This is a genomic window from Colwellia sp. BRX8-9, assembly GCF_014077245.1.
Classification (GTDB): domain Bacteria; phylum Pseudomonadota; class Gammaproteobacteria; order Enterobacterales; family Alteromonadaceae; genus Colwellia_A.
Genome location: NZ_JACGVN010000006.1, coordinates 173002 through 199515, shown reverse-complemented (window position 1 = coordinate 199515; position 26514 = coordinate 173002). Strand labels below are relative to the sequence as shown.

27 protein-coding genes are annotated in these 26514 nt (G+C 39.4%); 17 read left to right on the top strand and 10 right to left on the bottom strand.

From position 1 onward, the window contains the following. Window positions 1-38 precede the first annotated feature (38 nt). The 3 genes from H4J70_RS07355 (at window position 39) to H4J70_RS07345 (ending at window position 1124) form a co-directional block, all read left to right on the top strand. Window positions 39-353, top strand: coding sequence for a TraR/DksA C4-type zinc finger protein (locus H4J70_RS07355; protein ID WP_070375437.1), 315 nt, complete (start codon window positions 39-41; stop codon window positions 351-353). A gap of 10 nt (window positions 354-363) precedes the next feature. Continuing rightward, window positions 364-615: a YdcH family protein gene (locus tag H4J70_RS07350; RefSeq protein WP_070375436.1), complete on the top strand. Its 252-nt coding sequence runs from the start codon at window positions 364-366 to the stop codon at window positions 613-615. A gap of 209 nt (window positions 616-824) precedes the next feature. Further along, entirely contained in the window at window positions 825-1124 is a 300-nt protein-coding gene (locus H4J70_RS07345; RefSeq protein WP_070375435.1) for a hypothetical protein, read from the top strand. A 143-nt stretch (window positions 1125-1267) separates the two neighbouring features. Here the strand turns inward: H4J70_RS07345 and H4J70_RS07340 are convergent, their stop codons facing one another. Next, window positions 1268-1972, bottom strand: a complete 705-nt coding sequence (locus tag H4J70_RS07340) for an exonuclease domain-containing protein (protein ID WP_182250814.1) — start codon at window positions 1970-1972, stop codon at window positions 1268-1270. Window positions 1973-1980: 8 nt separating this feature from the next. Next, entirely contained in the window at window positions 1981-3858 is a 1878-nt protein-coding gene (locus H4J70_RS07335) for a putative nucleotidyltransferase substrate binding domain-containing protein (protein ID WP_182221345.1), read from the bottom strand. A 314-nt stretch (window positions 3859-4172) separates the two neighbouring features. Here H4J70_RS07335 and H4J70_RS07330 point away from each other — a divergent pair, with 314 nt between their 5' ends. The 4 genes from H4J70_RS07330 (at window position 4173) to H4J70_RS07315 (ending at window position 7724) form a co-directional block, all read left to right on the top strand. Beyond that, window positions 4173-4424 (top strand): DUF4212 domain-containing protein, encoded by a 252-nt coding sequence (locus tag H4J70_RS07330; RefSeq protein ID WP_070375432.1) that lies wholly within the window; start codon window positions 4173-4175, stop codon window positions 4422-4424. Then, on the top strand, window positions 4424-6163 hold the full coding sequence (locus H4J70_RS07325; protein ID WP_070375431.1) for a sodium:solute symporter family protein: 1740 nt from the start codon (window positions 4424-4426) through the stop codon (window positions 6161-6163). The genes H4J70_RS07330 and H4J70_RS07325 overlap by 1 nt, the downstream gene beginning before the upstream one ends. A 299-nt stretch (window positions 6164-6462) precedes the next feature. Further along, window positions 6463-6903, top strand: a complete 441-nt coding sequence (locus H4J70_RS07320; protein WP_182221346.1) for a hypothetical protein — start codon at window positions 6463-6465, stop codon at window positions 6901-6903. A gap of 398 nt (window positions 6904-7301) precedes the next feature. After that, window positions 7302-7724 (top strand): VOC family protein, encoded by a 423-nt coding sequence (locus H4J70_RS07315; protein WP_182221347.1) that lies wholly within the window; start codon window positions 7302-7304, stop codon window positions 7722-7724. 92 nt (window positions 7725-7816) lie between these two features. On the opposite strand, the gene H4J70_RS07310 is transcribed toward H4J70_RS07315, so the two are convergent. From H4J70_RS07310 to H4J70_RS07300, 3 genes are read right to left on the bottom strand one after another with little or no spacing between them, the layout of a single operon-like run. Beyond that, on the bottom strand, window positions 7817-10924 hold the full coding sequence (locus H4J70_RS07310; protein ID WP_259368013.1) for an efflux RND transporter permease subunit: 3108 nt from the start codon (window positions 10922-10924) through the stop codon (window positions 7817-7819). Between the two features lie 6 nt (window positions 10925-10930). Continuing rightward, complete coding sequence (locus H4J70_RS07305) at window positions 10931-12028, bottom strand: efflux RND transporter periplasmic adaptor subunit (RefSeq protein WP_182214539.1); 1098 nt, start codon at window positions 12026-12028, stop codon at window positions 10931-10933. Between the two features lie 28 nt (window positions 12029-12056). After that, window positions 12057-12779: a TetR/AcrR family transcriptional regulator gene (locus H4J70_RS07300; protein ID WP_182250812.1), complete on the bottom strand. Its 723-nt coding sequence runs from the start codon at window positions 12777-12779 to the stop codon at window positions 12057-12059. A gap of 184 nt (window positions 12780-12963) precedes the next feature. Here H4J70_RS07300 and H4J70_RS07295 point away from each other — a divergent pair, with 184 nt between their 5' ends. Continuing rightward, window positions 12964-16401: a PAS-domain containing protein gene (locus tag H4J70_RS07295; RefSeq protein ID WP_182214542.1), complete on the top strand. Its 3438-nt coding sequence runs from the start codon at window positions 12964-12966 to the stop codon at window positions 16399-16401. A gap of 139 nt (window positions 16402-16540) precedes the next feature. On the opposite strand, the gene H4J70_RS07290 is transcribed toward H4J70_RS07295, so the two are convergent. The 4 genes from H4J70_RS07290 to coaBC form a co-directional block, all read right to left on the bottom strand. Further along, on the bottom strand, window positions 16541-17200 hold the full coding sequence (locus H4J70_RS07290; protein ID WP_404842394.1) for a response regulator: 660 nt from the start codon (window positions 17198-17200) through the stop codon (window positions 16541-16543). Between the two features lie 163 nt (window positions 17201-17363). Then, window positions 17364-18836 (bottom strand): aminoacyl-histidine dipeptidase, encoded by a 1473-nt coding sequence (locus H4J70_RS07285; protein ID WP_182214544.1) that lies wholly within the window; start codon window positions 18834-18836, stop codon window positions 17364-17366. Between the two features lie 95 nt (window positions 18837-18931). Beyond that, a complete protein-coding gene (gene slmA, locus H4J70_RS07280) occupies window positions 18932-19516 on the bottom strand; it encodes a nucleoid occlusion factor SlmA (protein ID WP_070375422.1) in 585 nt (194 codons plus the stop codon). An 11-nt stretch (window positions 19517-19527) separates the two neighbouring features. Then, a complete protein-coding gene (coaBC, locus tag H4J70_RS07275; RefSeq protein WP_182250811.1) occupies window positions 19528-20748 on the bottom strand; it encodes a bifunctional phosphopantothenoylcysteine decarboxylase/phosphopantothenate--cysteine ligase CoaBC in 1221 nt (406 codons plus the stop codon). Between the two features lie 81 nt (window positions 20749-20829). Between coaBC and radC the strand changes: the two genes are divergently transcribed. The 9 genes from radC (at window position 20830) to mutM (ending at window position 25987) form a co-directional block, all read left to right on the top strand. Beyond that, the gene (gene radC, locus H4J70_RS07270; protein WP_070375420.1) at window positions 20830-21504 is read left to right on the top strand and encodes a DNA repair protein RadC; all 675 of its coding nucleotides are present in this window, start codon (window positions 20830-20832) and stop codon (window positions 21502-21504) included. A 26-nt stretch (window positions 21505-21530) separates the two neighbouring features. Then, complete coding sequence (locus H4J70_RS07265) at window positions 21531-21857, top strand: PilZ domain-containing protein (protein ID WP_182214547.1); 327 nt, start codon at window positions 21531-21533, stop codon at window positions 21855-21857. An 80-nt stretch (window positions 21858-21937) separates the two neighbouring features. Further along, window positions 21938-22606, top strand: coding sequence for an AAA family ATPase (locus H4J70_RS07260; protein WP_070375418.1), 669 nt, complete (start codon window positions 21938-21940; stop codon window positions 22604-22606). Beyond that, complete coding sequence (locus H4J70_RS07255) at window positions 22593-22973, top strand: hypothetical protein (RefSeq protein ID WP_070375417.1); 381 nt, start codon at window positions 22593-22595, stop codon at window positions 22971-22973. The genes H4J70_RS07260 and H4J70_RS07255 overlap by 14 nt, the downstream gene beginning before the upstream one ends. Before the next feature lie 233 nt (window positions 22974-23206). Beyond that, window positions 23207-23443 (top strand): 50S ribosomal protein L28, encoded by a 237-nt coding sequence (rpmB, locus tag H4J70_RS07250; RefSeq protein ID WP_070375416.1) that lies wholly within the window; start codon window positions 23207-23209, stop codon window positions 23441-23443. A gap of 24 nt (window positions 23444-23467) precedes the next feature. Beyond that, window positions 23468-23623 carry a 50S ribosomal protein L33 gene (gene rpmG / locus H4J70_RS07245; protein WP_070375415.1) on the top strand — a complete coding sequence of 52 codons (156 nt, stop codon included), beginning with the start codon at window positions 23468-23470 and terminating at the stop codon, window positions 23621-23623. Window positions 23624-23719: 96 nt separating this feature from the next. Next, window positions 23720-24205 carry a hypothetical protein gene (locus tag H4J70_RS07240; RefSeq protein ID WP_182214549.1) on the top strand — a complete coding sequence of 162 codons (486 nt, stop codon included), beginning with the start codon at window positions 23720-23722 and terminating at the stop codon, window positions 24203-24205. A gap of 32 nt (window positions 24206-24237) precedes the next feature. Beyond that, the gene (locus tag H4J70_RS07235; RefSeq protein WP_259368012.1) at window positions 24238-25143 is read left to right on the top strand and encodes a RimK family alpha-L-glutamate ligase; all 906 of its coding nucleotides are present in this window, start codon (window positions 24238-24240) and stop codon (window positions 25141-25143) included. Window positions 25144-25171: 28 nt separating this feature from the next. Further along, window positions 25172-25987 (top strand): bifunctional DNA-formamidopyrimidine glycosylase/DNA-(apurinic or apyrimidinic site) lyase, encoded by an 816-nt coding sequence (mutM, locus tag H4J70_RS07230; protein ID WP_182250810.1) that lies wholly within the window; start codon window positions 25172-25174, stop codon window positions 25985-25987. Here mutM and coaD read toward each other — a convergent pair. Next, window positions 25984-26457: a pantetheine-phosphate adenylyltransferase gene (gene coaD, locus H4J70_RS07225; protein ID WP_070375412.1), complete on the bottom strand. Its 474-nt coding sequence runs from the start codon at window positions 26455-26457 to the stop codon at window positions 25984-25986. The two genes, mutM and coaD, sit on opposite strands and share 4 nt — an antisense overlap. Window positions 26458-26514 lie beyond the last annotated feature (57 nt).

The window sequence follows — 26514 nt, the reverse complement described above, 5'->3', positions numbered from 1 at the left end:
AATAAAGTCATAGCCCTTATCGTTTAAAGGAAAATGACATGACTCATCAAGAAATATTAACCTCCTTAACAGAGAAAAAAGCTCAGCTAGAGCATCGCATAAGTGCTATTGAAGCTGATTTACACCAAGGTCGCTCACAGGACTTTGCTGAACAAGCAACCGAAACCGAAAATGATGAAGTGCTAGATGAAATTCATCACCAAGCAAAAGCTGAACTAAAGTATGTTATTGCCGCATTAAATCGTCTAGAAAATAAAAAATATGGCTTTTGTTCAAGCTGTAACACCTTAATAAACATCGAAAGATTACACGCTTTACCTTACACAACAACTTGTATTAATTGCGCAACATAAGGGATAAAAAATGATAATAGAAAAACATGATTTACACCACGAGTTTCCAGAATTTGCTGATGAAATACGCAGCCTAAAAATGAATGATGCTCATTTTGCTCGCTTATTCAAAAAATATCACGAGCTCGATCAAGAAGTACATCACATTGAACAAGGGGCTGAAAATACTTCGGATGAATATCTCGATCAACAAAAAAAGCAGCGCTTACATTTAAAAGATGAATTATTTACCATCATCAAAAAAGCGAAATTAACCACCTAAAATTTTATCGTCAAGTAAGAGCATGAAACTAAGGTTAGCTATAGGTTCAAGGCAAGATGATAACGTTAACACTACTGCAATCGTTTAATTACTAACGAATAACACTAGACAAAGTTTCAAATCTATTTATTGTAGAAGGGGCCATAGGTGTTTTGATTAATCGTGATAAACACCAATAGGCCCTTAATAACAATAAAATAGGTGGTTACATGGCTAGACTAAAACAAGCAAAAGTAGCATTACAAGAAGCGTACGATACCTTTAATCAAGCAGTTGAAAAACCACTCCCCGCATTAGCACTATCAAATACCGACTCTATTCAGAATTTACTTAACATCGTTATCCGCAGAGAATCACTTTCTGTCGCCAAAAAATGTAGCTTCCCTAACAAGCTCTCTGCTGATTTAAGAAAAAAATTAGCAGACGTTTTATTACTTATTGATAAAGTAGATATTGAAATAATCAAGGCCAATGCTAAGTCTACATCAACCTCCGTTGATAAAGCCTAAACGGTCACCATAAGCCATTTCAAATAAGAGCGGTAGTAAGTTGTCAGGGGTATTGTTCAAAAGTAATATTCACCTTGAAAATATCACGGTTGCCTTCAACAGATTTACTTGCCGTTAGTTTTTATGGGTTCATTGAGCCGAAATTACAATAATAAATCGTGCAATTTAAGTGAGTTGTTATCAGACATTTCACTGACTTGTACCATCAACAGTTCTGCCGTAGCTATAGCGTCATTTAAAGCGTTATGGGCAAAATGATTTGGCAAGCCATGAGCGTGGCGCAAAGTTGACAATCTTAATTCTGAGGGGTCGTAAGCGACATCCTTTTTATCAAGTTGACGCTTTGCTATCATTAGGGTATCTATCATCGGAAAAGGTGGCGCTACTCCATAAAGTTCCAAACAAGCTTGTTGCAAGAATTGTCTTTCAATACGAGCAAAATGTACCAACATTACTTTTCCAGCCAAAGCTTTGAGTAAGGCTTCAACCACCTCTTTTAATGGCGCGCCTTGTTCTTTTTGCTGATCAGTTATTTGATGAATAATAACGTTATCTGCGCTAAGATCATCCTTCGTTTTGATGATTTGATGGTAGCTGTCTTTTAATGATATTTGCTGCTGTTTTATGCCAATAAAGCCAACACTCAGTAACTTATCGTTAATGGCATGAAGGCCAGTGGTTTCAAAATCAACCGACAAAATTTCAATATCATTTAATGGCGTATCAGGTTCAGGAAAACTAACAGCAAGAAAATCTTTTAAGGCTCCTTCTGGCGCTCGCGCCCAAGCACGTTTTCGTTGAGCTTCATAACCGAGTAACCAATAAAGCAAGGGTTGATTGCTGAGCATATTTAACCTTAGTACGTTGACTGTCTGCTATCTTGTAATGCTTTAATGACTTTAAAAGCATCCTTTAAATGTTCACGTTCGAGCTTAGACAATTTTTTCGGTGACAAGTAATTATTTGGCTCTTTACCTGCTTGTAGTAAATTGGCTTGGTGCTCTAAACGCAATATGCCTAAAAATTCATAAGCATCAATTAAGTTAGCCGCCGACTCTTTAGAAATAGAAGGGCTTCCGGCTGCTTTTCTAAGGCGCTCTATAGTGTTCACTGATGCGATCCCTTCGGCTAGCGCATAAATTCTTGCCAGATCAACAATCGGCGCTATACCATTGTGCTTAATATCTAGACTCGATTTATGCTCGCCATCAGAAATTAACACAAAATCCCGAAAAAACCCCAGTGGTGGCCTCAGCATCAAAGCATTTCTAGACAAGTGTGCGAGAAATAAGCTATTACCTTTGGTTTTTGCCAGCAGCTTGCTACGTACTTCGTTAAGTAAAGAATCGTCGCCATGTACTGTAGCAAAATCAAAGAAGACACTACCATTGAGTAACGCCTGTGGGCTTGGAGTATTCACCCATTGCTCAAAATATTGATGCCACATTTTTTGTGGTTGTCGCCATTTAGGGTTTGAAGCCATGATATCGCCAGGACACAAGATAAAACCGCAGGCAGCAAGACCATCACAAACAAACGAGGCGAGGTTTTCAAACCAAGCTTCATGCTCAGGTTGTACCTGATCAGAAATAATTAAAGCATTGTCTTGGTCAGAATGAGCAAGCTGCTCTTGTCTTGCTTGAGAACCACAAGCTACCCATGCATAGGGAACTGGCGCTTTACCATTGATTTTTTCTGACATTTCAATAATTCGAATCGTAAATGCCATCGTTATCGCGCTAATACTTTTACCAATATGATCAGCGCTGGTGCCGAGTTTAGCCATACGAATTTGTAATTTTGGTATTAATTTACTGATACGGATCAAATCGTTAATGGTCGCCGCTTTACGAATAATACTGGTGATATTGACGGCATTGTGGCCTTCATTATTCATTAAGTCCGTGATAGTTACCATCGCCACTAGTTCGCCATACTCTCCAGAATCACTAAAGCCAGTAATAGGAAGGTGGTGAATACGCTTGCTAGTCATCAACATAAGCGCATCATAAGCGCTACTTTGCTCGGGTAACGTTGCCATATCTGTGGTCATAATCTCGCTGACTGGCAGGGTAAAACTTAACCCTTCAGCGACACAACGTCGACGAATATCTTTATCGGTTACTATACCAACGGGTGCACCGACACCACTTTCTTTATCATCGATGACGACTAGGCAAGAAATATCTTTTTCAGTCATTTTTAGCGCCGCTTCTTGTATGCTTTGATGACTTTTAATGGTTAATACTGGTTGATGATAAAATTGACTAATGGGGTTATTAATCAGTGAAGAATTAATAATCGCGTCTTCATTAACCTTGCTCATTTTCCCTTTTAAACGCTCTGCAGCTGTTTGCATGAAAAAAGCGTCTATTTGTGGGTAGTCTGCAACTAAAGACAGCAAAGTTTGATAATCAAGACTGTACAGTAAAGTGTCTTCTTCAGTATTTACCTCCACTTCATTGCGTTGTGCGGGTCGACAAAAAACACTGCAAATTTCACCTTCGGTATATTTTCCCACTAACTGGCCATTATGGTCGGTATAAACCAAAGCACCTTTGCGTAAGATGTAAAGACGCGCCTCCTCGATACCATTAGGTGGCAACGGTTGTTTGGCCCTTACGTAGCAAATATTTATTTCTTTGACTAATTGTAACGTCACCGATTCGGGTAGGGTGTCGAATGGCGGAATCGCTTGAAGGAAAGCACTAATCTCGGCGAGTTCATGATCCATATTCTTTCAGCCTTTAACAAAACATACTTAGTAGATAGCTATTTTTAGTGTATTTAGCCCGCTTACGTCAACCCTAAAGTATAAAATCTAGACTAAAGTGTAATACCTCAATTCGAAAAACCTTGTTAGTGTCAATAATAGTTAAATTTCACTATGAATTTTGATTTTGGTTTTATCGCGATCCGAATTAATAGTAAACGTAACTACTGCCTTAATTGGTAAAACAGGTGATAAATCAAGCGTAAAAAAATAATAAACGCTTCACATAATAACTGGGCTAAAACCCAGATAAGTTAAGTTGCTAGGAGAGGATAATGGAAGAGAAACAGACATATTGGTCAGAAAATCTGCGCCTAATATTTATAAGTCTTGTTATCTGGTTCGTCGTTTCATTTGGGTTCGGTTTGCTATTAGTAGAACCTTTAAATGAAATACGTATCGGTGGCTACAAACTAGGTTTCTGGTTTGCACAGCAAGGTTCAATTTACACTTTTGTCGGTTTAGTTTTTTGGTACACCAAAAAAATGAACGATCTTGATAAAAAATATAACGTCGAGGAATCATAATGGATGAGTTAAAACTCTATACATACATTGCTGTGTTCGGTTCTTTCGCCGTTTACTTTGGTATTGCTTGGTGGGCTCGTGCCGGTTCAACTAGTGACTTTTACGTTGCTGGTGGTGGTGTTACCCCATTACAAAATGGTATGGCAATTGGTGCCGATTGGATGAGTGCCGCGTCATTTATTTCAATGGCAGGGATGATTTCTTTCCTTGGCTATGGTGGCTCAGTTTTCTTAATGGGTTGGACTGGTGGTTATGTACTACTGGCCATGCTACTTGCTCCTTACTTACGTAAGCACGGCAAGTTCACTGTACCTGAATTTATTTTTGACCGTTATTACTCAAAAACAGCACGTGTTGTTGCCGTTGTTTGTTTAATCATAGCGTCATTAACTTACATCATTGGTCAAATGAAAGGTGTGGGTGTTGCTTTCTCTCGCTTCCTAGAAGTTGATTACGATTTAGGTCTTTACATCGGTATGTTCGTTGTTTGGGTTTATGCCGTATTGGGTGGTATGAAAGGTATTACTTACACGCAAATTGCTCAGTACATAGTATTGATTTTTGCTTATACCATTCCTGCAGTCTTTATTTCACTACAGTTAACGGGTAACCCTATTCCACAGTTAGGCTTAGGCTCAACGTTGGCTGACGGTAGCGGTGTTTATTTACTTGATAAATTAGACTTAGTTGTTACTGAATTAGGCTTTAAAGAGTACACCACTGATAACATGGGCGGCTCAGTAAATATGTTCGCATATACTCTATCTCTGATGATAGGTACTGCCGGTTTACCTCACGTTATTATGCGCTTCTTTACCGTTCCTTCAGTTAAAGCTGCACGTCAATCTGCAGGTTACGCATTAGTCTTTATCGCCTTGTTATACACAGTTGCTCCGGCAGTTGGCGCAATGGCTCGTTTAAACCTAATGAACACTATTGAACCCGTAGCCGGTCAGAACCTTGAGTATGCTGAACGTCCACAATGGTTTAAAGATTGGGAAAAAACTGGTCTTTTACAATACGAAGACAAGAATGGCGATGGTAAAATACAATATACTGCTGATAAAGCGACCAATGAAATGGTTAAAGTTGACCGTGACATTATGGTACTTGCTAACCCAGCAATCGCAAACTTACCAAACTGGGTTATTGCTTTAGTTGCCGCCGGTGGTTTAGCTGCTGCGTTATCTACTGCCGCTGGTTTGTTATTAGCGATATCCTCCTCTATCTCCCACGATTTATTGAAAGGTATTTTAACACCTGACATGTCAGAGAAAGATGAGTTACTCGCAGGTCGAATTGTGATGACAATATCAGTGATGGTTGCTGGTTGGCTTGGTTTAAATCCGCCTGGCTTTGCCGCAGGAACGGTGGCGCTAGCCTTTGGTTTAGCCGCATCGTCAATATTCCCTGCACTAATGATGGGTATATTTGCTAAGAAGATGAGTGGTCCAGCAGCAGTTTGGGGCATGTGTTCGGGTATCGGTGTAACTATGTTATACGTGTTCCAACACAAAGGTTTTATGTTTATCCCAGGCACTTCTTTCCTAGGTGACATGGGTCCTAACTGGTTCTTTGGTATTTCTCCTAATGCCTTTGGTGCAGTCGGCGCTGCTGTTAACTTTGCAGTTGCTTTCGCTGTATTAAGAGTAACAGGTCCAGCACCCGCTCATATCCAACAAATGGTTGAAAACTTCCGTACACCGCACGGTGGTGTTTCAGCAGCACATGATCACTAATTAGTCTTACGACAACTTTTTGATTAATAATACTAAAGCCCTATTTAACTTGTATAAATAGGGCTTTATATTTACTTATTACGATATAATGAGTAAATTCTTCTGCTTAAGCAGACATAATACTTAACACCGAACGGGCTAAATGGCCGTTATGATTAAAACTAAACTGACTCAGTGGGCTGCAGAACTAAAACCTAACTAGCTAAGTCGGCGTCATCCTAAATTCATTTCAAGATCTCAAGTTAAACAACTGAAATAAATTCAGCATGACGAAGTAACATATACTCATAGGAAGCTTTATGAACAAACACACTAAAACAGCTATTATCGTTGCCCCTATCCTGACCATTTTAGGCTTTGCCTTAGCTGATTTATGGGAAGAGAATAGTGCTAGTCAAGCGCGCGCTTTTGAATTAGTTCCCTTTGGACATTGTGACGTTAGTCAGCAAAAATGTATTTTAAAATCAGGAGAATTTGAAGTAAATGTTATGGATGATAAGGGTATAACGACCGTTAATTCTACTTTTCCTATCGACACCGCGACTTTATTTCTCGTCGATAAAGAAAACCAAGCAACGTCCTTTCGACTCGGCATGAAAGACTCGCCTTATTACTGGAAGCGCGAAACACCACTTGGTCGTTTGGTTGCAGATAAAGGCCAAAGCTACAAATTACGTTTAATCCTTGAAATTAAGGGCGGTAAATATTTTTCTGAGTTTTATACGCAAACACTTAACTAAGACCACCGATAACCCCACAAGTAGCAGGTCGTTAATTTATCGTTGTCATGGTATTTATGACAACGATTCATTGATAAAAACAACCACTGATAACATGACTAACACCAAGCCAACTCATTATCTGAACAATCATTCGCCACGACATCTTATTACACCCCCAAATTAATCACGCTAAGCCACCATAGGAAGATTATTTTTTGATAAAAAGGTAACCTCGATACTTTTACACTCCAGCGCTTAGCAAGGTTGTCTATGATTAAATTCACTTCTTCAGTGTTCACCCTGTCCATTAGGACTTAATTGGCATAATATAATTTCAAGCTTATTAGAAATAACCTTTTACTTCAGCTTAAGCTGAGTTTTCATCGTTTTTTCACTGTTAGTAAACAAGGATACTTATGCTACACATTGAACACTTAAATTTAGTCGTTAACGACATTCCACAAACACTGACATTTTACCAAGCAGCCTTTCCTCATTGGAAAATAAGAGCTGAGGGCATTTCACAATGGTCTGGCGTAGATCGCAATTGGGTACACTTTGGTGACGACTATCAATACCTTACTTTCAACGATAACGGTATTGGAGAAAATCGAGATTTATTGGGACATCAAGTAGGTTTAGCCCATTTTGCTTTTGTGACTGATAATTTAACAGCAATAAAAAATAGACTAGTAAAGGCGGGCTTTGATGTGCATAAAGAAGGCGTTGAGCATACACACCGAGCTAATTTATATTTTCTTGACCCCAATGGCTTTGAAGTAGAGTTTGTCCAGTACTTTAGTGATATTCCTCAACAACGAAACAGTGGCGACGAGTGATCCCCTTAAAGTATTAACTGCGTTTGTTGCCTAAAAAAAGGGCGTTACTTGATAAAGTAACGCCCTTTTTTACTAAGCAACAACAGCCGTGACTAAGCTTCGCTTTTAGCGATAGCCATCTCGGGTCTATTTTCGACTGAAGCCTGTCGACGCTCGGCGAATAACAAATAGAAACTCGGTAAAACAAACAGCGTGAATAGTGTGCCAATAAACATACCCGCCACTAAAATAATACCGATACTGTTTCGCGCTTCTGCTCCAGCTCCCGTCACCAATACTAAAGGAAAATGTCCTAAAATAGTTGCCGCGGTCGTCATTAATATTGGTCGCAAACGTGTCGTTGCCGCCTCTGTAACCGCCGCTAATTTATCGGCGCCAGCTATTTGAGCATGATTCGCAAATTCGACAATAAGAATACCATTTTTAGCGATTAAACCAATTAAGGTGATCAAACCAATTTGTGAATAAATATTAATGGTGGTTAACTCAATATAAGGTAAAAGTAATGCTCCCGACAACGCTAAGGGTACACAACCTAAAAGCACCACAAGCGGGTCTCTAAAGCTATTAAATTGTACCGCTAAAACTAAAAATACAATCAATAATGAAACACCTAATACCATCACTAGGGTACTGCCTTCTTTGCGAAGCTGACGTGATTCTCCGGCATAGTCAATACTGTAACCTGTAGGTAGCATATTTCTCGCCGCATTTTCTAGTGTTGACAGCGCTTGTTCTTTATTAACGCCTGGCGCAACGCCACCATAAACTTTAAATGAAGCCTGCTGAGCAAAAGTTGATAGTTCACGCGGTACGGTTTTCCATGTTAAATCAGCAACAGCCGAAACGGGGATTAATTCTCCCGAAGGTATCTTAATATTTAACGCTAAGATCTCTTCAGTTTTACCCCGAATATTATTATCAACCATTGGAATAACACGATATGCCTTACCGTTAGCATCGAAACGGTTAACGAAGTTACTCGACAATAGAATGCCCATTTGTTGACTAATATCAGCAACATTAAGCCCCAAATCAGCAATTTTTTCGCGATCTAGTTGTAACTCAACTTGGGGTAAATCTATTTTTAAATCACTGTCTGCAAAAAGAAAATCACCGCTGGCAAACGCTGCTCCCACTAATTGATCAGCATAGTTTTTCATTTCAGCGTAGGATGCCGAAGATTTAACCACCATTTCAATTTCAAATTGTCCCGCGGTTGGCAATGAACCGGGTAATATAGGTAACATATTCAAACCGGGTATTTGCGCCAATTTGCCATACATTTCTGGAATAAGTTCTTGTGTAGAGTAATTACGATCGTCAGCACCGACCAACTCTAAGCCGCCAAAGCCACCAGAAGTAAAGAGTAATTGCCAAACTTTCAAACCACCTTCAATCTCTTGTAAGGTCTCCACCACAGGTCCCATTTGAGCAACGTTGTACGCTAATGAAGAGTCAGGTGGTGACATAACGACAAACATAACACTCGCTTGATCTTCAACAGGCGCTAGCTCTTTCTTTGATTGCAAATAAAAAGGCACTGAAAGCAAAGAAACCACAGCCGCAATTAAAAAAACCTGCCCTTGCCACTTAAAAATACGTTGCAGTAATTTGCCATAAGCCTGTTGAATATTATCAAAGAGTTTATTCACTTTTCGTGTTAACCACCCCTCTTCCCCACCTTTAGGCAAGATATGTGCGCTCATCACCGATGATAAAGTAATCGCGACAATCCCTGAAATAATGACCGCAATAGCCAAGGTAAAAGCAAATTCTTTAAATAAAACCCCGGTTAACCCTGATAAAAATCCAATAGGAGCATAGACCGCAGCTAACGTTAAGGTCATCGAAATAATGGGAACAAGTAGTTGACGTGAACTTTCTAAAGCAGCGTCAAATTTTGAATAACCTTTACGCATTAAACGGGCAACGTTTTCCACCACCACAATCGCATCATCAACCACCAAACCTACCGATAATACAATCGCTAACACGGTTAATAAGTTAAGCGAGAAACCCATAAATGACATCGCTGCTACCGCGCCAAGTATAGATATAGGTATAGTAATAAGTGGTACCATCGCACTTCTAAATGACCCCATTAATAAGACAACGACCAAGCCGACTAAAATAACAGTTTCCATTAAAGTAATGAAAATTTCACTTAACGCATCACGCATATAAAGTGTACCGTCGAAGGCAAAATCTATCGACATACCTAAAGGTAATGTTTTATTCAATTCGGCAATTTTACTATAAAGACTATCGCCAATATCAATTTCATTAGCGCCAGGTAAGGGCCAAATTGAGATATAAACCGTGTCACTATCATTTAGCCTTGCCGTAACGCTGGCATCTTCTGCCGCTATTTCAACACGAGCAATATCAATTAAATGAATGGTAGCACCGTCGATATTTGCCACCACTAATTGCTCAAACTCAGTCACTGACGTTAATTGACTGTTAGCAACAATATCAATGCGCTGTCGGCTATTTTCAGCATAGCCCATAGTTGCAATACTGTTATTGGTTGCTAATGCTTGGTAAACCTCTGTCGAACTTAAGTTAAACACTGCAAGCGCTTCGGTATTCAACCAGATGCGCATTGCTGGCGTTCTTGCCCCTTCAATACCAACACGTTGCACACCTTCTATGGCGTTTAAAACTGGATTAACTTGTCGGGTTAAGTAATCAGTGACTTTTGATAAGTCATTACCATTAGCATTAACATTCAGATAGAAGACAGCAAAAGGACGATCTGCACGACTCACCGAGACTATGGGGTCTTGCGCACCTGTGGGTAATTCATAGCGAATTTGGCTTAAACGTGCGGTTAACTCCGCTAATGCTAAGGTACTATTTTCATTTAAGTTGAGCCACGCGGTAACTTTACTGCTGCCTGAAGTCGTTTTAGACTCAACATACTCAACACCAGGCACCGTTGCGGCAGCTCGCTCTATCGGTTCAGTAACAAAACCTTGCACCACTTCAGCTGAAGCGCCAATGTAATAGGTATCAATAACTAACGAAGCACTCTCTATCTTTGGAAACTGCAACACGGGGATCTTACTGATTGACCAAAGTCCCGCTAAACAAATAATAATAGACAAAACTAACGCGACAACAGGACGGCGAACAAAAATATCCATTACCGATGCTTTACTGTGTGAAATTGGATTTGAAGTTTTTTTCATCATAACTCGCTATTTCTTATCAGCAGTGCTCGCTGACAAAGACTCAGCGAGGTAAACTTTCATTTGTGGGAACAATTTAAATGCACCTTTTGTAGCAATTAATTGTCCTTCATTGAGGCCTGACAACACCATTACCCGGTCATCATTGCGATCACCCAAAGTCACTTTAACTTTTTTAGCCCGATAAGCACCTTCACCCTCAGCTTCAAGTATAAAAACATAACTTCCTAGTGGATCTCGTGTTATGGCGATATCAGGTACTGATATTAGCGAAGCCTCGGCGGCAATGGGTGAATAAACACTGACTAAGGTATTAGGCTTCAATGCTAATAATGAAGACTTTATTTGTGCGCGATACTTCAAGCTACGTGAAGTCCGTTTTAATTGTGGATCAATGGCAATAATCATCGCTTGATATGACTTAAGCTGATTCATCGGTTGAACGTTAACAACAGATCCCACCCCGAGCTCTTGATAAACTTGTGGTAAGTAGAAATCAATCCAGGTAAATTCGTTAATACCAATCAAGGTCAATACTTGACTGTTTTTATCTAAATATTGTCCTATTTCAAGATTGTGAATGGCCACTTTTGCATCAAAAGGTGCGCTCAGTTTTTTCTTGGCGATCATCGTTTCTAATAAGGCTACATCAGACTTAGCCAATGCAACTTCAGCTTCAGCTTGATCAACAAGTTCTGCACTAATTTCATTGTTTTTCTTTAAGACAAGATAGCGACTGTAGGTCTTTTTCGCTAAGGTAAGCTGTGCTTGAGCGGCAATTAACTTCGAGTCTTCATCTCGATGGTCAATTTCAATAAGTACCTGATCTTTTTTCACCAGGCGTCCTGACTGTGCATTTAACAAGGTAATTTGCCCAGCGAATTCATTATTTAATGATAATGATTTAAAGGCTTGTACTTCACCACTGACTTTCAGCATTTCTTGATAATCGACACGAACCGCTTCAGTCGCATTAACCGTTGCTGAAGGCTCAGGCATATTGACTCCCTGCGATGCTTGGGCTTGTAATGATGACTTATAAAAATACAAGCTACTGACCACTGCAACTAAAATTAGAATAATCAGAATCCATTGACGGATTTTCATAGTATTTCCTTTATTATTTCTCATGTTGTTATCTAAGCTCTGACGTAGTTAGCTGTATAGCTACTTTTTCAATATCGTCTTTACTGACTTTTTGTCGCCAATCAAAGGTATTGATAAAGCGTTGTAAATTAAGAATGTGCACATTGTCTGTTGATAAAGAAGTGATACCCTCTTGAGCTTCACTATCTTGTTTGCTGTTTCTATTGTGATGTAATCTTACCGTTTGAAAATAACCGACATTTAAAGACCATGCGCCAATACTTATCTGCTCCATGTCATTAACGCCTGACTGTAGTTCATTAGTATCGACTGCCGTTTGCAACAATACTTTAAATGAATCCTCGCAGACACGACTACAATTAATCATATAATCAAGCCAGCGTTGTGAGCATCGCTTTATAATAGAGCGTGTATTAACAATACTTTCTAGTTGATCATCAAAACTAAACATTTGTACTTTAGAGAAATCGAGTAAGCTTAAAGCAATAATTCGTTCTGGCGTAGTTAGTGGCAGTGCAAGCACTTGACTTACAACCCGATACCTTTCTTGATACATTTTTGTTGCTAAGACAATCAGCAAGTCTTCTTTACATTGCACAAATTTATAGACCGACCCCATAGATAGGCCAGCAGACTTGGCGATTGATGACATTGAAAAATCTAATAAGTTACTTTTTTCTATTGCGGTAACCGCGGCAAACAGAATTAACTTCTCTTGTTCTTCAAGGCTAAATTTTGGTGCGGGTGCCATAGCAACCTCTTTAACTTATTCGTTCGAATGATATTCGAACGCGATTATATCGCAATATTGTTGAAATGCAATGTCCTGAAGTTAATGGCTTAAAAAACTTCGCTTAATTACCCACCAAGTTTTGTATAAATTAGCTTAAAGGCTTGGTATTGTAGAAGTATAAAAATAAAAATTGAGATTTATTATGTTTCCTAATTGGCAATTGTCGGTATTGAGTATTGGTTATATTGGCCTGCTTTTTCTTATTGCCTATTTAGGAAACAAATACCGCCATAAAATTGTTCGTAAGAGTCAGGGGATTATTTATGCGCTAACACTAGGCGTTTACTGTACGTCGTGGAGCTTTTTAGGCACTACGGGCCAGGCCTCAACGAACTTTCTTTCTCATATTCCTATCTATCTAGGACCCATTTTATTATTTGTTTTTGCTTGGCCTTTTATCCAACGTATTGTGCGTGTTAGCTTAAAGTTAAACTTAACTTCTCTCGCTGATTTACTCGCCTCACGTTATGGCAAGTCACACAAGCTAGCGATTATGGTGACCATCGTCGCTTTAATCGGCACCATGCCCTATATCGCTCTACAATTAAAAGCTATTGTCTATTCTTTTCAACAACTTCAAGCTGAACAAACGTTAGTGACTTGGCGCTTTGGACTTATTTCAAGCGTAGTACTTGCTGGCTTCACCGTAATATTTGGTATTCGTCACATCGATGTTACCGAGCGCCACCCAGGTGTAATGCTTGCCATTGCTTTTGAATCGTTAGTCAAACTTTTTGCCTTTCTTGCTGTCGGTATTTTTGTGACTTTTTTTGTCTTCGACTCGCCCATGGACATTTGGTACAAGTCAGGAGCAAGTTTACAGTTAGAGCAGCAACTTAACTTTCCTAATATGATGTCGATGTTAGCGATGTTAGTTATTGTTATGGCGGCATTTTTATCCTTACCTCGACAATTTCAAGTCATGGTCGTTGAACTTAAAGACCCAAAAGATACTAAACTCAGTCGAAAAATATTTCCGCTTTATTTATTAGTTTTTGCGGTTTTCGCTGCGCCACTGGGTATCGCGGGCCAAATGCTCTTGGGTGATAGTGTCCCTTCAGATGCTTATGTTTTATTTTTACCTTGGCATCAACAACAAACCTGGTTAACACTGTTTGCTTTTCTAGGTGCTATTTCTGCTGCCAGCTCTATGGTGATTATTTCTTCGATTGCACTGAGTACGATGTTGAGCAATGAAATAGTTTTCCCTTATATTTTTCGTGCTAGCAAAGCTAAAAACACCGATTTTGATGAATTTAGAATTCGCTTGCTTAACATTCGTAAAGCACTCGTTTTTTTAGTTATTTTACTGGGCTACGGGGTGTTTTTGATGACTTCACCCGATACGCTAAGCTCGTTAGGTGAAATTGCTTTTGGAGCTTTTGCGCAATTGACCCCAGCACTTGTTGCGGCATTTTACTGGCGAAGAGCAAGCTTAACTGGAGTATATGCGGGTATTTTAATTGGTTTTTCAATGTGGTTATTACTTAATTTTATTCCACAATTTGGCTTATACGAGCAGCCTTTTACCGGCGGTTTATTATCGGCTAATACCACCGTTAGCCTACTTAGCTTAACGGTTAATATGTTTGTAATGTGGGCATTATCACAAGTCAGTCGCCAAAGTGTGCAAGAGCGGGTACAGGCATCGCTATTTTTAGAGTGGCAAGCACCTAAACTACTCAATTCACAGAAAAAACGTCATATTGATGAACGTGATTTAGAAGTGCTTGTCTCGCGCTTTGTTGGCGAGGGAAAAGCAAAAATTAGTTTTAAACACTTTAAGCAAGGTGTCGTGAAAAAAGAGGTCAGTCATCAAGATTATAATCAACAGTTATTACTGCATACTGAAAACACACTGGCAAGTGTTATGGGGGCATCTTCAGCACGTTTAGTCTTATCTTCGGCTTTAGATGGACGCGATATTGCCCTAGACGAAATTGCAGTATTAGTTGAAGATGCTTCGAGCCAGCAGCGTAAATTCAGTCAAAATTTATTACAAAGCGCTATAGAAAACGCCAGTGATGGTATTTCTATTGTCGATAATGAGCTAAAACTAGTCGCTTGGAACAATAAATATATTGATTTATTTTCTTACCCTAAAGAGTTAATTTACAAAGGCTGCCCGATAAAGCACCTTATTCGTTACAACGCCACGCGAGGTCTTTGCGGCGAAGGTGAAATTAGTCGGCAAGTTGAAAAACGTTTAGAGTATTTACGAAACGGAAGCCCTCACAGCTCTGAACGTGAAAACCCTGACGGCCAAGTGATCAGAATTCAAGGTAACCCTTTACCCGGTGGTGGCTTTGTCATGTTGTTTTCTGACGTTACCGCCTATAAAAATGCTGAAAGAGTATTAAAAGATACCAATGTTGATTTAGAAGCCATTATTACCGAACGTACTAAAAAATTAGAAAAAACCAATGAAGATTTAGATGCTGCTCGTGAGAAGGCTGAACAAGCACATATTAAAAAAAGCCTCTATCTGAAAGCCTGCAGCCATGATTTAATGCAGCCATTGGAAGCTGCAAGATTATTTACCTCAGCCTTGAGTAGCCAAGGCAGTTTAAGCGAAAGCCAATTAAGACAAGTCAAAAACATCGATCATTCTTTAAAAGTTGCTAACGACTTACTGGCCGACTTAGCTGAAATAGCACGTATTGAAAGCGGTAATATCACCACCCACCTCACCACATTTTCAGTGAATGATTTATTTAAAGATTTGGCGCAAGAATTCTCAGCGACGGCGGCTGAATATCAAGTTGAATTTAAAGTGGTCTCTTGTAAAGCTTGGATTACTTCAGACCGTAATTTATTACGCCGTATTTTACAGAACTTAATTGGCAATGCCTTTCGCTACGCCAGTCCGGGGAAAATTTTATTAGGATCGCGAACTGTTGGTCAGCAAGTTATTCTGCAAGTATTGGACAACGGTCCAGGCATTCCGCTTGAAAAACAAAAAATTGTTTTCGAGCAATTTACTCAACTAGAAAACAATCCAAGTCATGCCAGCAGAGGTTTAGGATTGGGTCTGAATATTACCCAAAGCTTTGCACAATTATTAGGACACCCGCTGTCGTTAACATCAAAAGAGCAGCAAGGGTGTAAGTTCTCACTCGCTATCACCAAAGCACATCGACAATTTAATATTAAAATTGAGCAGCCAGTCACTAAAATAGGTCTAAAAGACGTCACGGTAATGTGTATTGATAACGACCCTGATGTACTTAATGGCATGACAGAACTGCTCAGTGCTTGGCAGTGTAACGTGTTATCGGCTGAGTCTTTTGAGCAGGCAATGGCAATATTTGCACAGCATCAAAATGAAGTTGAAATTTTATTAGTCGACTACCAGCTTAATAACAATCAAGACGGCTTAACCCTTATCAAAGCGCTACGTGCAAGCAGTAATCATTATATTCCGGCAATATTAATTACAGCGACTACCGATAGTGACATTGAAGAAAAAACCCATAAAGCCGATGTTGGCTTTATGAGAAAACTGGTTAAGCCAGCAGCGCTGCGCGCAATGATGAGTGCACTGCTAGCGAAGAAGTTACAAGATAATTATTCTGAGTAATCGTTATCACCAACGGTTGTTGATGATTGATTTTACAAACCGCTGTGAGTGATTAATTAGAGGGTTGGGCGCTAACAAGCAATTGGCAAGCAATAGCCCATTGCTATTACTGGTAATTGTTAATAGTTAATAGTTGCGGTTAGTGATTAATATTTGGCTCAGCAACATTCAGTGGCGCAATAGCAATAACGGCTTGCGTTCTGTTACGAACATTGAGTTTACGAAAGATAGCAGTAGCATGCGCCTTAATAGTCGCTTCTGAGACATTAAGGTCGTAAGCAATTTGTTTGTTTAATAAGCCTTGGGCAAACATCATTAAAATGCGGTATTGCTGCTGAGTTAAACTCGCCACACGTTCGGCAATATTACTTTCTCCATCACCTTTACTCGCTTGAGCAAAGCTTTCTGGCACCCATACTTCTCCCGCTAAGATTTGTTGAATCGCGTAAATAATAGTTTCAACGGGCGTCGATTTAGGTACAAAACCCGCTGCGCCATATTCCATCGCTTTACGAATAGTATCGTTATCTTCATGAGCCGAGATCATCACTACCGGTATTTGCGGAAAATGATTACGCACATGAATTAAAGTGTTAAAACCATGAGCGCCAGGAATATTTAAGTCTAACAAAACTAAATCACTGTCGGTATTATTAGCGAGTTGTTGTTCAAGTTGCTCGATTGTCTGTGCTTCTAACCACTGAGTTTTATTAAACTTAACATCGAGCGCAGCTAATAACGCTTGTCTAAATAAAGGGTGATCGTCAGCAACTATTATTTTTTCTGGCTGGAACATAATTTAATCCTTAAAACTTTCTTCTTCAAGTATACGGTTTTACCAGAAAAAGTTTATTAGACCTTAGCCTAACAACGCTTGTTTTGATTTAAATCACATTATGTTGAAATTATGCACCTTACTTGATTAAAAGTAAGGCAACATCTTCAGCATAACAACAGAAAAACTAAGCTTTTGCTGGAATATTCTTCAATACTTCAACCAGTAACTGCCAATAAAGCCCAACGGCTTCGACATTCACTTTTTCATCAGGTGAATGAGGAAATTTAATGGTGGGGCCAAACGAAACCATATCCCAGTTTGGATAAGCGTTTTTAAATAAACCACATTCTAAACCGGCATGGATAACCATAATCTCAGGCACTTTATTAAAAAGTGACTGGTAAGTATCACGGACAGTTTTCATAATTTTTGAATCTGTATTAGGCTTCCAGCCGGGATAAGCACCAGAAAATTCAACCTTTGCTCCTGCTAATGTAAAGACTGATTTCACCATAGACTCGGCCAGTAATCGGCCATCGTCATGTAAACTACGAATAAGAGACATAGCTACAAAATTACGCCCTTTACAGCGAACAACCCCTAAGTTAAGCGATGTTTCTACAATACCTTCAATATCGTCACTCATGCGAATAACACCATTGGGGCAAGCGTTAAGGGCGTTTAAAATTAACGACTGTGTTTTAAGACTCCAACACTGGTCGAAAACCTCTGGTGAAATAAGTAACATATCAATATCGGTTTCAATACTGCCTAATGTTGCGCGTAACCTGTCCAAATAATCGTCTAGGCTAAGTTTAAAAGCGCTCACATCTTTTGCTGCAATAACAAAACTGGCATCAGCTTCACGAGGAATAGCGTTACGCAAGCTCCCGCCATTTAAATCCACTAAACGCAAATCAAAATTTTGGCTTGCGTCGAGTAAAAATCGCACTAAAAGTTTATTTGCATTGGCACGACCCGTATCAATGTCTACCCCAGAATGTCCACCTTTTAAACCTGAAAGAGATAAGGTAAATGAAGTAAAATCTTGGGTAACATCTTCAAAAATCAATTTAAAGGTAGCTTCGGCGTCAATACCACCGGCGCACCCCATATAGATTTCACCTTCTTGTTCAGAATCGGTATTAATTAGAATATCACCCTCTAACCAGCCTGCCTCCAAGCCAAAAGCGCCGGTCATACCAGCTTCTTCATCTATGGTTACTAAAACTTCTAAAGGACCATGAGCGATATCATCGCTTGCCAAAACGGCTAAAGCTGAGCATAAGCCAATACCATTATCAGCGCCTAAGGTGGTACCTTCTGCTGTAACCCATTGTCCATCAGCTTCTTCAACCGTGTAAGGTTTGATAGCATCGGTTAAAAAATCATGAACGGTATCAGCATTTTTTTGTGGAACCATGTCCATATGCGCTTGTAGAATGACGCCTTGGCAGTTTTCCATACCCGCTGTAGCTGGCTTCTTAATAAAGATATTACCAACGGCGTCTTCTTTTACCGATAAACCTTGCTCTTTTGCCCAAGCTTGGATCCAAGCTGATATTTTTTGCTCATGCTTTGAAGGGTGTGGGATACTGCATATTTTTTCAAATAACTGCCATAAATGCATGGGATGAAGCTGTGATAAATTACTCACATTTTTTCCTTAATTTTATTTTAATACTTATTAGTTTATCAACTTACTGAAATCGGTATTGCTCAGGGTTATGTCGTCGCATTTTTACCCAAAACTTACTTACCCGCCATTAAAAATTGCCATTGATCGTTAAAATCTTCGCTAGGCTTCTTGGTAAAACCTGAACGAACATACTGGCTAATTTTTCCTTCAACATAAGCGCCTAAGATATTTGCTAATGCTTGCTCTGAAATGCTAAAGCTCTTACCTTCACGCAATTTTCGTTCACGTAAGACTTGTTTAAATTGCGTTTCTAATTTTTCAAAATACTGATTGACACGTGTCCGTAATCTTTCGTTTTCGCCCATTAACGCATCACCAGCCAAGATACGACACATGCCAGGATTACGTTCTGAAAAAACCAACAAAACATGCAAAATATGATGACAACGCACCAAGGCTTCTTTGTGATCACTGAGGATTAAATTCACCCGTGAAAACGTTGATTCTTCAATAAAATCAATTAAACCTTCGAACATACGGGCTTTAGAAGGAAAGTGGCGATAAAGCGCAGCTTCTGATACACCCACTTCAGCAGCAAGTTTGGCGGTCGTTATTCTCTGGCCAGGACAAGTTTCTAGCATTTTTGCTAAACACTCTAAAATTTGTTGTTTGCGATTAGGTTTTTGCGCTACGGTCATAAATCGTTCTCTTATTTTTTTTCAACATAATGTTGCGAAATTAGTTGTACTAATTGCTCGGCAAGTATTTTTTTTGATGCTAACGGTAGTTCCGTTTTATTTTTATTGGAGAAAACCGTTAAGGCATTATCATCACTATTAAAGCCTTGCCCTGACAGCGCAACATTGTTGGCAGCAATCATATCAAGATTTTTTCTTTTTAATTTATCAAGCGCATAATGTGCGACATCTTGTGTTTCAGCCGCAAAACCGATGGTAAAAGGTTTTACGGATAAAGCAGCAACATCGGCAACAATATCAGGGTTTTTCACTAAAATAAGTTGCATTTCATCGGCTGATTTTTTAATTTTTTGCGTTGCTACCTCACTGACTCGATAATCAGCAACCGCGGCACAGGCAACAAAAACATCGGCTTTTTTGGCAAGTTCAAGCGCTTGCTGGTGCATTTGCAATGCACTTTCCACCGCTATTTTTTTACAACCATGGGGAACAGCAATACTGACGGGTCCCGATATTATTTGGACTTCTGCGCCCGCTAATTGTGCTGCTTGTGCTATGGCATAACCCATTTTTCCTGAGCTATGATTCGAAATATAGCGCACTGGGTCTATAGCTTCACGCGTTGGTCCTGCTGTGATCACCCAACGTTGGCCCGATAAATCTACCTGAGCAATCTTCGACGCGGGTTGAAAAAATTGACAGACATGGCTGACTAAAGGGTCAACATCTAACATTCGCCCTAAACCAACATCACCACAAGCTTGTGCTCCTGAGCCAGGACCAAATACGGCAACTTTTCGTGAAATAAGTTTAGCAATATTTTCTTGAGTAATTGCCGCATGCCACATTTGTTGATTCATCGCTGGAGCGATAGCAATTGGCGCACTTGTTGCCAAACATAATGTAGTTAATAAATCATTCGCCATACCGCAGGTAATACGGGCAATTGCGTCAGCAGTCGCTGGTGCAACTAGGATAAAGTCTGCCCATTTTGCTAATTCTATATGCCCCATAGCTAATTCTGCTTGGCTATCAAGCAAACTGTCTGAAACGCCATTGGCAGAAACGGCCTGTAATGTTAGTGGAGTGATAAAAGCTTTTGCCGCTGTTGTCATCACTACACGAACATCTGCGCCATTATCTTTTAAACGACGCACTAATTCTGGCGTTTTATAGGCAGCGATACCGCCAGTAATACCCAGAACTATTTTTTTACCCTGTAAAATTTGCATAAACTGCTAGTCTTAATAACGATAAGTGGCGATAAGATACCATTAATTTGCCCATTTACAAATTTGCTTTGCAAGGATGCGGTGATGTTAAAAGATTGGTTAGAAAATGAAAAACCCAGGGAAAAGCTACTACACAAAGGACCTAGCAGTTTAAGTGATGCGGAATTATTGGCTATATTTTTACGCACGGGAGTAAAGGGATGCCATGTAGTTGAGCTAGCTCAGCAGCTTTTAAAAAGTTTTGGCAGCATTGCCGCCATCTATCGCGCAACTGAGCAGGAGTTTTGTCAACATCATGGCTTAGGCGTGGCGAAATATGTACAGTTACAAGCTTGTTTGGAGATGTCAAAGCGTTATCTTAGCGAGCAATTGCAAAAAGGTACTGCGTTAACCTCTTCACAGGTGACACGAGATTACTTGATCAGTGAATTACGTGGTGAAAGCAGAGAAGTCTTTGCAGTAATGTTTCTCGACAGCCAGCATCAAGTATTAACCTTTGAACGATTATTTTTTGGCACCATTAACGCGGCAGCGGTCTACCCGAGAATAGTGGTTGAGCAGGCGCTAAAACAAAAAGCCGTCGCGGTAATTTTAGCGCATAATCATCCTTCGGGTATTGCCGAAGCGAGCATTGCGGATAAACAAATTACCAAAAGACTAGAACAGGCACTAAGCTTAATTGATATACAAGTACTCGATCACATTATTGTTGCCGGTAATCAGTGTTACTCGTTTGCTGAACACGGTGAATTATAAATAATAAATAACAGAAGGAGCTTTAAATGAATGAACCTAAACCCAATCAGAGCAGCGACGACGAGCGACGACAATCTTTTCGTTTAGATATGGAAAAAGAGTTAGTTGATATACGTTGGGTAAATGACCAGCAACAAACCGTGCAACGAAAAATTACTTGTTTGGACTTTTCGCGTGGCGGCTTAAAGCTCGATTGCGACCATGTCATTCCACTACAAACTAAAGTGACCGTCGTTTTTAAGGTAGCCAACCCCAACAGCCAAAATTTATATGGCACAGTGATCCGCTGTCTTAAACAACCGAACGGTTATTTTGAATTGGCATTACGCTTAGAAAATGAAAATGCAAAATAAAATAGTTGCACTATAATTAATTCTCGACGCGAATGTTACAACAGCAAATGTTACAACAAGAGGTAAGGACATTTTATATTATGATGATTTTAGTAGGTGGCGAAAAAGGGGGTAGTGGTAAAAGCTGTTTAGCACAGAATTTAGCCGTTTATTTTGCCCGAGATAAAAAAGCTATCGTGTTGATGGTTGACTGTGATCCACAAAGAACAACCTCTGACTGGATACAAGCAAGAAATTCTGATCCGTCGTTACCCGCGATAAACTGTATTCAATTATACGGTAAAATTCGTAACGATTTACTCAGTTTAGTACAGCATTATGATTATGTAATTGTTGACTGTGGTGGCCAAGATAACTTAGCGCTTCGTGCTGCAATGTCGGTTGCTGACCATGTTATTATTCCGCTGCGCCCTAAACGTCGAGATCTAAAAACCGTGCCGCACATGGAAGATATGCTCAGTACCTGTAAAATGGTTAACCCAAAAATGCTCGCCTCTTTTGTTATCACCCAATGCCCATCGTTGCCCAACCAAGGTAAACGAATATTAGAAGCAAAAGATGTTTGCCGCTCATATGGTATTAACGTATTAAACGCGGTAACCTTTAGTCGTAATGTTTATGATGACAGCGAAGAACAAGGCTCTTCAGTACTCGAAATAGAACCTCAGGGTAAAGCAGCAATAGAAATGACTGCTATAGCTGAAGAATTATTAGCAATGAAACCGGACAACTCACATGAGTTTAACTGACCTAAAGAAAACCACACAAGGAAATAAAAAGAAAAGGGAATTTACTGTTGACGAATTTATTGCTGACGCAGAAAATTACGCGTTAGGGCACCCTGAAATTGTTAATAGCGACAACACCAAAAATGTCTCTATTGAACAAGCCATTCTTGCTGCAAAACAGCAATTGGCGAGTAAGAATATGAAAGGAAATAAGCCCTTTCGTCATGCCACTTTCACTCTCAGTGAACAAGCGATTATCCAATTACAAGATCTCGCCAAAGAAACTAAATTAGCCAAATCACATATTATTCGTATTTTAATTAACGAACTTTGTGACGAAGAACAGCATAATAAACTGAAAAAATTGCTCGACTCAGGCATAAATTAACAACAATTTGATATTTATCTGTGCAATTATCACTCAAACCTTGCATTATACTGCCACAAAAAACAGATAAACCATTGTAAAGTAATACAATATTAAGTTAATATAGTTTTTTCTTATTAAAGGTGGCTTTCATTTTTCAGTTTCACTATAATATGCCACCTTTTTCAGGATCCCGAGGCGACGGTCTTGGGGAATAATAGTTCGACCTGGAATTAATTTTTGGAGTACTCAGAATGTCTAAAGTTTGCCAAGTAACAGGCAAAGTGCCAATGGTTGGAAACAACCGTTCACATGCAAGAAACGCGACTCGTCGTCGTTTTTTACCAAACCTTCAATCTCACCGTTTTTGGGTGGAGAGTGAAAATCGTTTCGTTAAATTACGTTTAACTCCGAAAGGAATGCGTATTATCGATAAGAAAGGTATTGATGTAGTATTAACTGACATCCGTGCCCGTGGCGGAAAAGTTTAACAACTACTTTTAGAGGAAATTATTATGCGCGATAAAATTCGTTTAGTTTCTAGTGCCGGTACTGGTCATTTTTATACTACTGATAAGAATAAAAAGACTATGCCTGAAAAGATGGAGATCAAGAAATTTGATCCACGCATCCGTCAGCACGTAATGTACAAAGAAGCTAAAATTAAGTAATTTAATTCAAGTTTTTAAAAACCCAGCAATTGCTGGGTTTTTTATTGCCTAAAATTTAGTATCATCACTATTATCGTATTTAATAATGAGTCTTTTATGAAGCTCTCTCGTACTGGTTGGAACAACGTTATCATTTTTTCAGTGATGATTTTTATTCTGGTGATTAACGTGACCAATAAAAAATTATATTCATCAACTGACCAACAAGATAATAAACAACAGACCTTATTTGCCAAACATGCTGTTATTCTATCGCTAGCGGTTAACCAGCAAGTGGCGATAGAACGCATCGGACGCACTTGGCGAGCAACACCAGCAAAAATATCAGGACAAGCATTAGAGCAAATGATGCTCACATGGCATGAGATAACAGGTGACATAGTTACTGTTCCACCCGAGCTTGACCACCAAATGGCGTTAGTTGTTACGGTTGAATTAGCCGGTGAAGCGCAAGCTCAATTACTTAATTTGTTTATTACTGATAATGAATTGCTGGTCTTTAATCCTCAGCAAAAAAGATGGTTAGCTTTTCCGTTGGCAATATTTTCACAGCTCATTCCCAATGAAATATTAGCCAGTTAACTTCCCCTTTCACTAAAACTATAAAGAAGATCATGTCGATGACTCATCATAAAATACAAGACTGCGCGATACTGACCATGGACAACCTTGAAAATTTTGAGGCTTACGACCATTTACTTGCAAAGCCACTACTCGCGTTAGGTTGGCAAATGCATATGGTGTCATGGCACGATAAAAGTGTTAATTGGAACGACTATGCTGCCGTTATTATTCGTTCGCCATGGGATTACCAAGACGATGCGGCTGAATTTTTAAAGGTGTTAACTGATATTGAGCAATCTAGTGCTCACCTTGAAAATAGTTTACTAACAGTTGAGTGGAATATTGATAAAAAATATTTACGTGAATTAGTTAGCCTTGATGTAAATATTGTTAAAACATTGTGGCGGAAAAATTTAACGCCGCAACAGCTAGATCAATATTTTACTGAATTAAATGTTGATCAATTAGTCATTAAGCCTCGTATAAGTGCAAATGCTGATAATACTTTTTGGCTAACAAAAGAAAATCATCAAACATTATATCCGCAACTTGCCCAAGCGTTTTCAGCCAGTGAGTTTTTAGTTCAGCCCTTTATGAAAAATGTTATTGATGAAGGTGAGTTTTCACTGTTTTATTTTAATGGCCACTACAGTCACGCCATTTTAAAAACACCAAAAGACGATGACTTTCGCGTTCAAGAAGAACATGGCGGTCGTTTAAGGTCAATAACACCCGAAGCAAGCTTAACAAAGCATGCGGAGCAAGCCCTTAAAGCGATAAAAACGCTAATAGGCATGCCTCTGTATGCTCGCGTTGATTTTGTACGCTGTGAGCAGGGTTTTGCCCTTATGGAAGCTGAGCTAATTGAGCCTTCATTATATTTTAATATGGATGAACAATCAGCAACACGCTTTGCCGATGCTTTTGTTCATCGCATGCAAGCATTAACACTGTAATTTACCATAAACCCGATATAGAGCTACTATGCCCGAATTACCTGAAGTAGAAGTTTGCCGACAAGGCATTAGTCCCCATATTTTAAAGCAAACCGTTTCGCAAGTCGTTGTACGTAATGCAAAATTACGTTGGCCTATTCCTGAAACAGTACAAAGTATGATTGGTCATAGTGTTCATGCTGTTGAACGCCGCTCAAAATATTTATTAATTAAGTTTTCACATGGCACCTTAGTTTTGCATTTAGGCATGTCAGGAACCATTAGAGTTATTGAAGCCGATACACCTATCGCAAAGCATGACCATTTTGATTTAGTCTTCGCACACGGCAAAGCGTTACGTTTGAATGACCCTCGACGTTTTGGCGCGGTATTATGGTTTAAAGACAATATTGACGAGCGAGGTTTATTAAGTAAATTAGGACCCGAGCCATTGAGTGATGACTTCACTTACGGTTATTTATTTACTAAGGCACAGAATCGCAAAGTACCAATAAAAACCTTTTTAATGTCAAACCCTGTTGTGGTCGGTGTCGGTAATATTTACGCAAATGAAGCATTGTTTAAAGCCGGTATTCTACCAACGGCCTTAGCCGGAACAATTTCTGCAGCACGTTTTGATAAGCTTACCGATATTATCAAACAAGTATTAACTGCAGCCATTGCCCAAGGCGGCACAACCTTAAAAGATTTTACTCAAGCAGATGGTCGCCCAGGATATTTTGCACAAGAATTATTAGTTTACGGTCGAGCAGGCAAGCAATGTAATAGCTGCCAAACGATTCTTGAAGAAGTTAGACAATCGAATCGCAGCTCGGTGTTCTGTCCGAACTGCCAAACTGATTAAGTATCGTCGAGTGCGGCTTTTACAATAGGATGAACAAATTGACTCACATCACCATTATGCAAGGATACTTCTTTTACTAAGGTTGACGAGATAAAAGAATTTCCTTCTGATGGTGTCAAAAATACACTTTCGAGCTCAGGGGCTAAACGTCTATTCATATTGGCTAATTGAAATTCATAATCAAAATCAGACACAGCGCGCAAGCCGCGGATCAGTACTTTGGCTTGATTTTTTTTAGCAAAATCGACTAGCAAGCCACTAAAACCAACCACGGTGATATTGGGCAGATGTCGACTCACTTCTTCAATCATAGCAACACGCTGCGCTAAATCAAAACGAGGCTTTTTACTTGGGCTGGCAGCAACACCAACAATAACTTCAGAAAACAAAGCACTCGCACGTTCAATTAAATCTGTGTGGCCGTTAGTGACCGGATCAAAGGTTCCTGGGTAAATCGCTTTTATCGTCATTAGTTGTATCTTCTTTATAAACTTAAAAACATTGTAAAGGCTATTTTTAGTGAATGG

Excerpts from the sequence above, each read along its gene's own strand:
- H4J70_RS07310 (WP_259368013.1), bottom strand. The coding sequence starts at position 10,924 with ATGATGAAAAAAACTTCAAATCCAATTTCACACAGTAAAGCATCGGTA.
- H4J70_RS07295 (WP_182214542.1), top strand. The coding sequence starts at position 12,964 with ATGTTTCCTAATTGGCAATTGTCGGTATTGAGTATTGGTTATATTGGC.
- H4J70_RS07325 (WP_070375431.1), top strand. The coding sequence starts at position 4,424 with ATGGATGAGTTAAAACTCTATACATACATTGCTGTGTTCGGTTCTTTC.
- H4J70_RS07355 (WP_070375437.1), top strand. The coding sequence starts at position 39 with ATGACTCATCAAGAAATATTAACCTCCTTAACAGAGAAAAAAGCTCAG.
- coaBC (WP_182250811.1), bottom strand. The coding sequence starts at position 20,748 with ATGCAAATTTTACAGGGTAAAAAAATAGTTCTGGGTATTACTGGCGGT.
- H4J70_RS07255 (WP_070375417.1), top strand. The coding sequence starts at position 22,593 with ATGAGTTTAACTGACCTAAAGAAAACCACACAAGGAAATAAAAAGAAA.
- H4J70_RS07305 (WP_182214539.1), bottom strand. The coding sequence starts at position 12,028 with ATGAAAATCCGTCAATGGATTCTGATTATTCTAATTTTAGTTGCAGTG.
- H4J70_RS07340 (WP_182250814.1), bottom strand. The coding sequence starts at position 1,972 with ATGCTCAGCAATCAACCCTTGCTTTATTGGTTACTCGGTTATGAAGCT.
- H4J70_RS07330 (WP_070375432.1), top strand. The coding sequence starts at position 4,173 with ATGGAAGAGAAACAGACATATTGGTCAGAAAATCTGCGCCTAATATTT.
- H4J70_RS07260 (WP_070375418.1), top strand. The coding sequence starts at position 21,938 with ATGATGATTTTAGTAGGTGGCGAAAAAGGGGGTAGTGGTAAAAGCTGT.
- rpmB (WP_070375416.1), top strand. The coding sequence starts at position 23,207 with ATGTCTAAAGTTTGCCAAGTAACAGGCAAAGTGCCAATGGTTGGAAAC.
- H4J70_RS07320 (WP_182221346.1), top strand. The coding sequence starts at position 6,463 with ATGAACAAACACACTAAAACAGCTATTATCGTTGCCCCTATCCTGACC.
- H4J70_RS07345 (WP_070375435.1), top strand. The coding sequence starts at position 825 with ATGGCTAGACTAAAACAAGCAAAAGTAGCATTACAAGAAGCGTACGAT.
- rpmG (WP_070375415.1), top strand. The coding sequence starts at position 23,468 with ATGCGCGATAAAATTCGTTTAGTTTCTAGTGCCGGTACTGGTCATTTT.
- H4J70_RS07300 (WP_182250812.1), bottom strand. The coding sequence starts at position 12,779 with ATGGCACCCGCACCAAAATTTAGCCTTGAAGAACAAGAGAAGTTAATT.
- mutM (WP_182250810.1), top strand. The coding sequence starts at position 25,172 with ATGCCCGAATTACCTGAAGTAGAAGTTTGCCGACAAGGCATTAGTCCC.
- H4J70_RS07235 (WP_259368012.1), top strand. The coding sequence starts at position 24,238 with ATGTCGATGACTCATCATAAAATACAAGACTGCGCGATACTGACCATG.
- H4J70_RS07265 (WP_182214547.1), top strand. The coding sequence starts at position 21,531 with ATGAATGAACCTAAACCCAATCAGAGCAGCGACGACGAGCGACGACAA.
- H4J70_RS07335 (WP_182221345.1), bottom strand. The coding sequence starts at position 3,858 with ATGGATCATGAACTCGCCGAGATTAGTGCTTTCCTTCAAGCGATTCCG.
- H4J70_RS07350 (WP_070375436.1), top strand. The coding sequence starts at position 364 with ATGATAATAGAAAAACATGATTTACACCACGAGTTTCCAGAATTTGCT.
- slmA (WP_070375422.1), bottom strand. The coding sequence starts at position 19,516 with ATGACCGTAGCGCAAAAACCTAATCGCAAACAACAAATTTTAGAGTGT.
- H4J70_RS07240 (WP_182214549.1), top strand. The coding sequence starts at position 23,720 with ATGAAGCTCTCTCGTACTGGTTGGAACAACGTTATCATTTTTTCAGTG.
- H4J70_RS07315 (WP_182221347.1), top strand. The coding sequence starts at position 7,302 with ATGCTACACATTGAACACTTAAATTTAGTCGTTAACGACATTCCACAA.
- coaD (WP_070375412.1), bottom strand. The coding sequence starts at position 26,457 with ATGACGATAAAAGCGATTTACCCAGGAACCTTTGATCCGGTCACTAAC.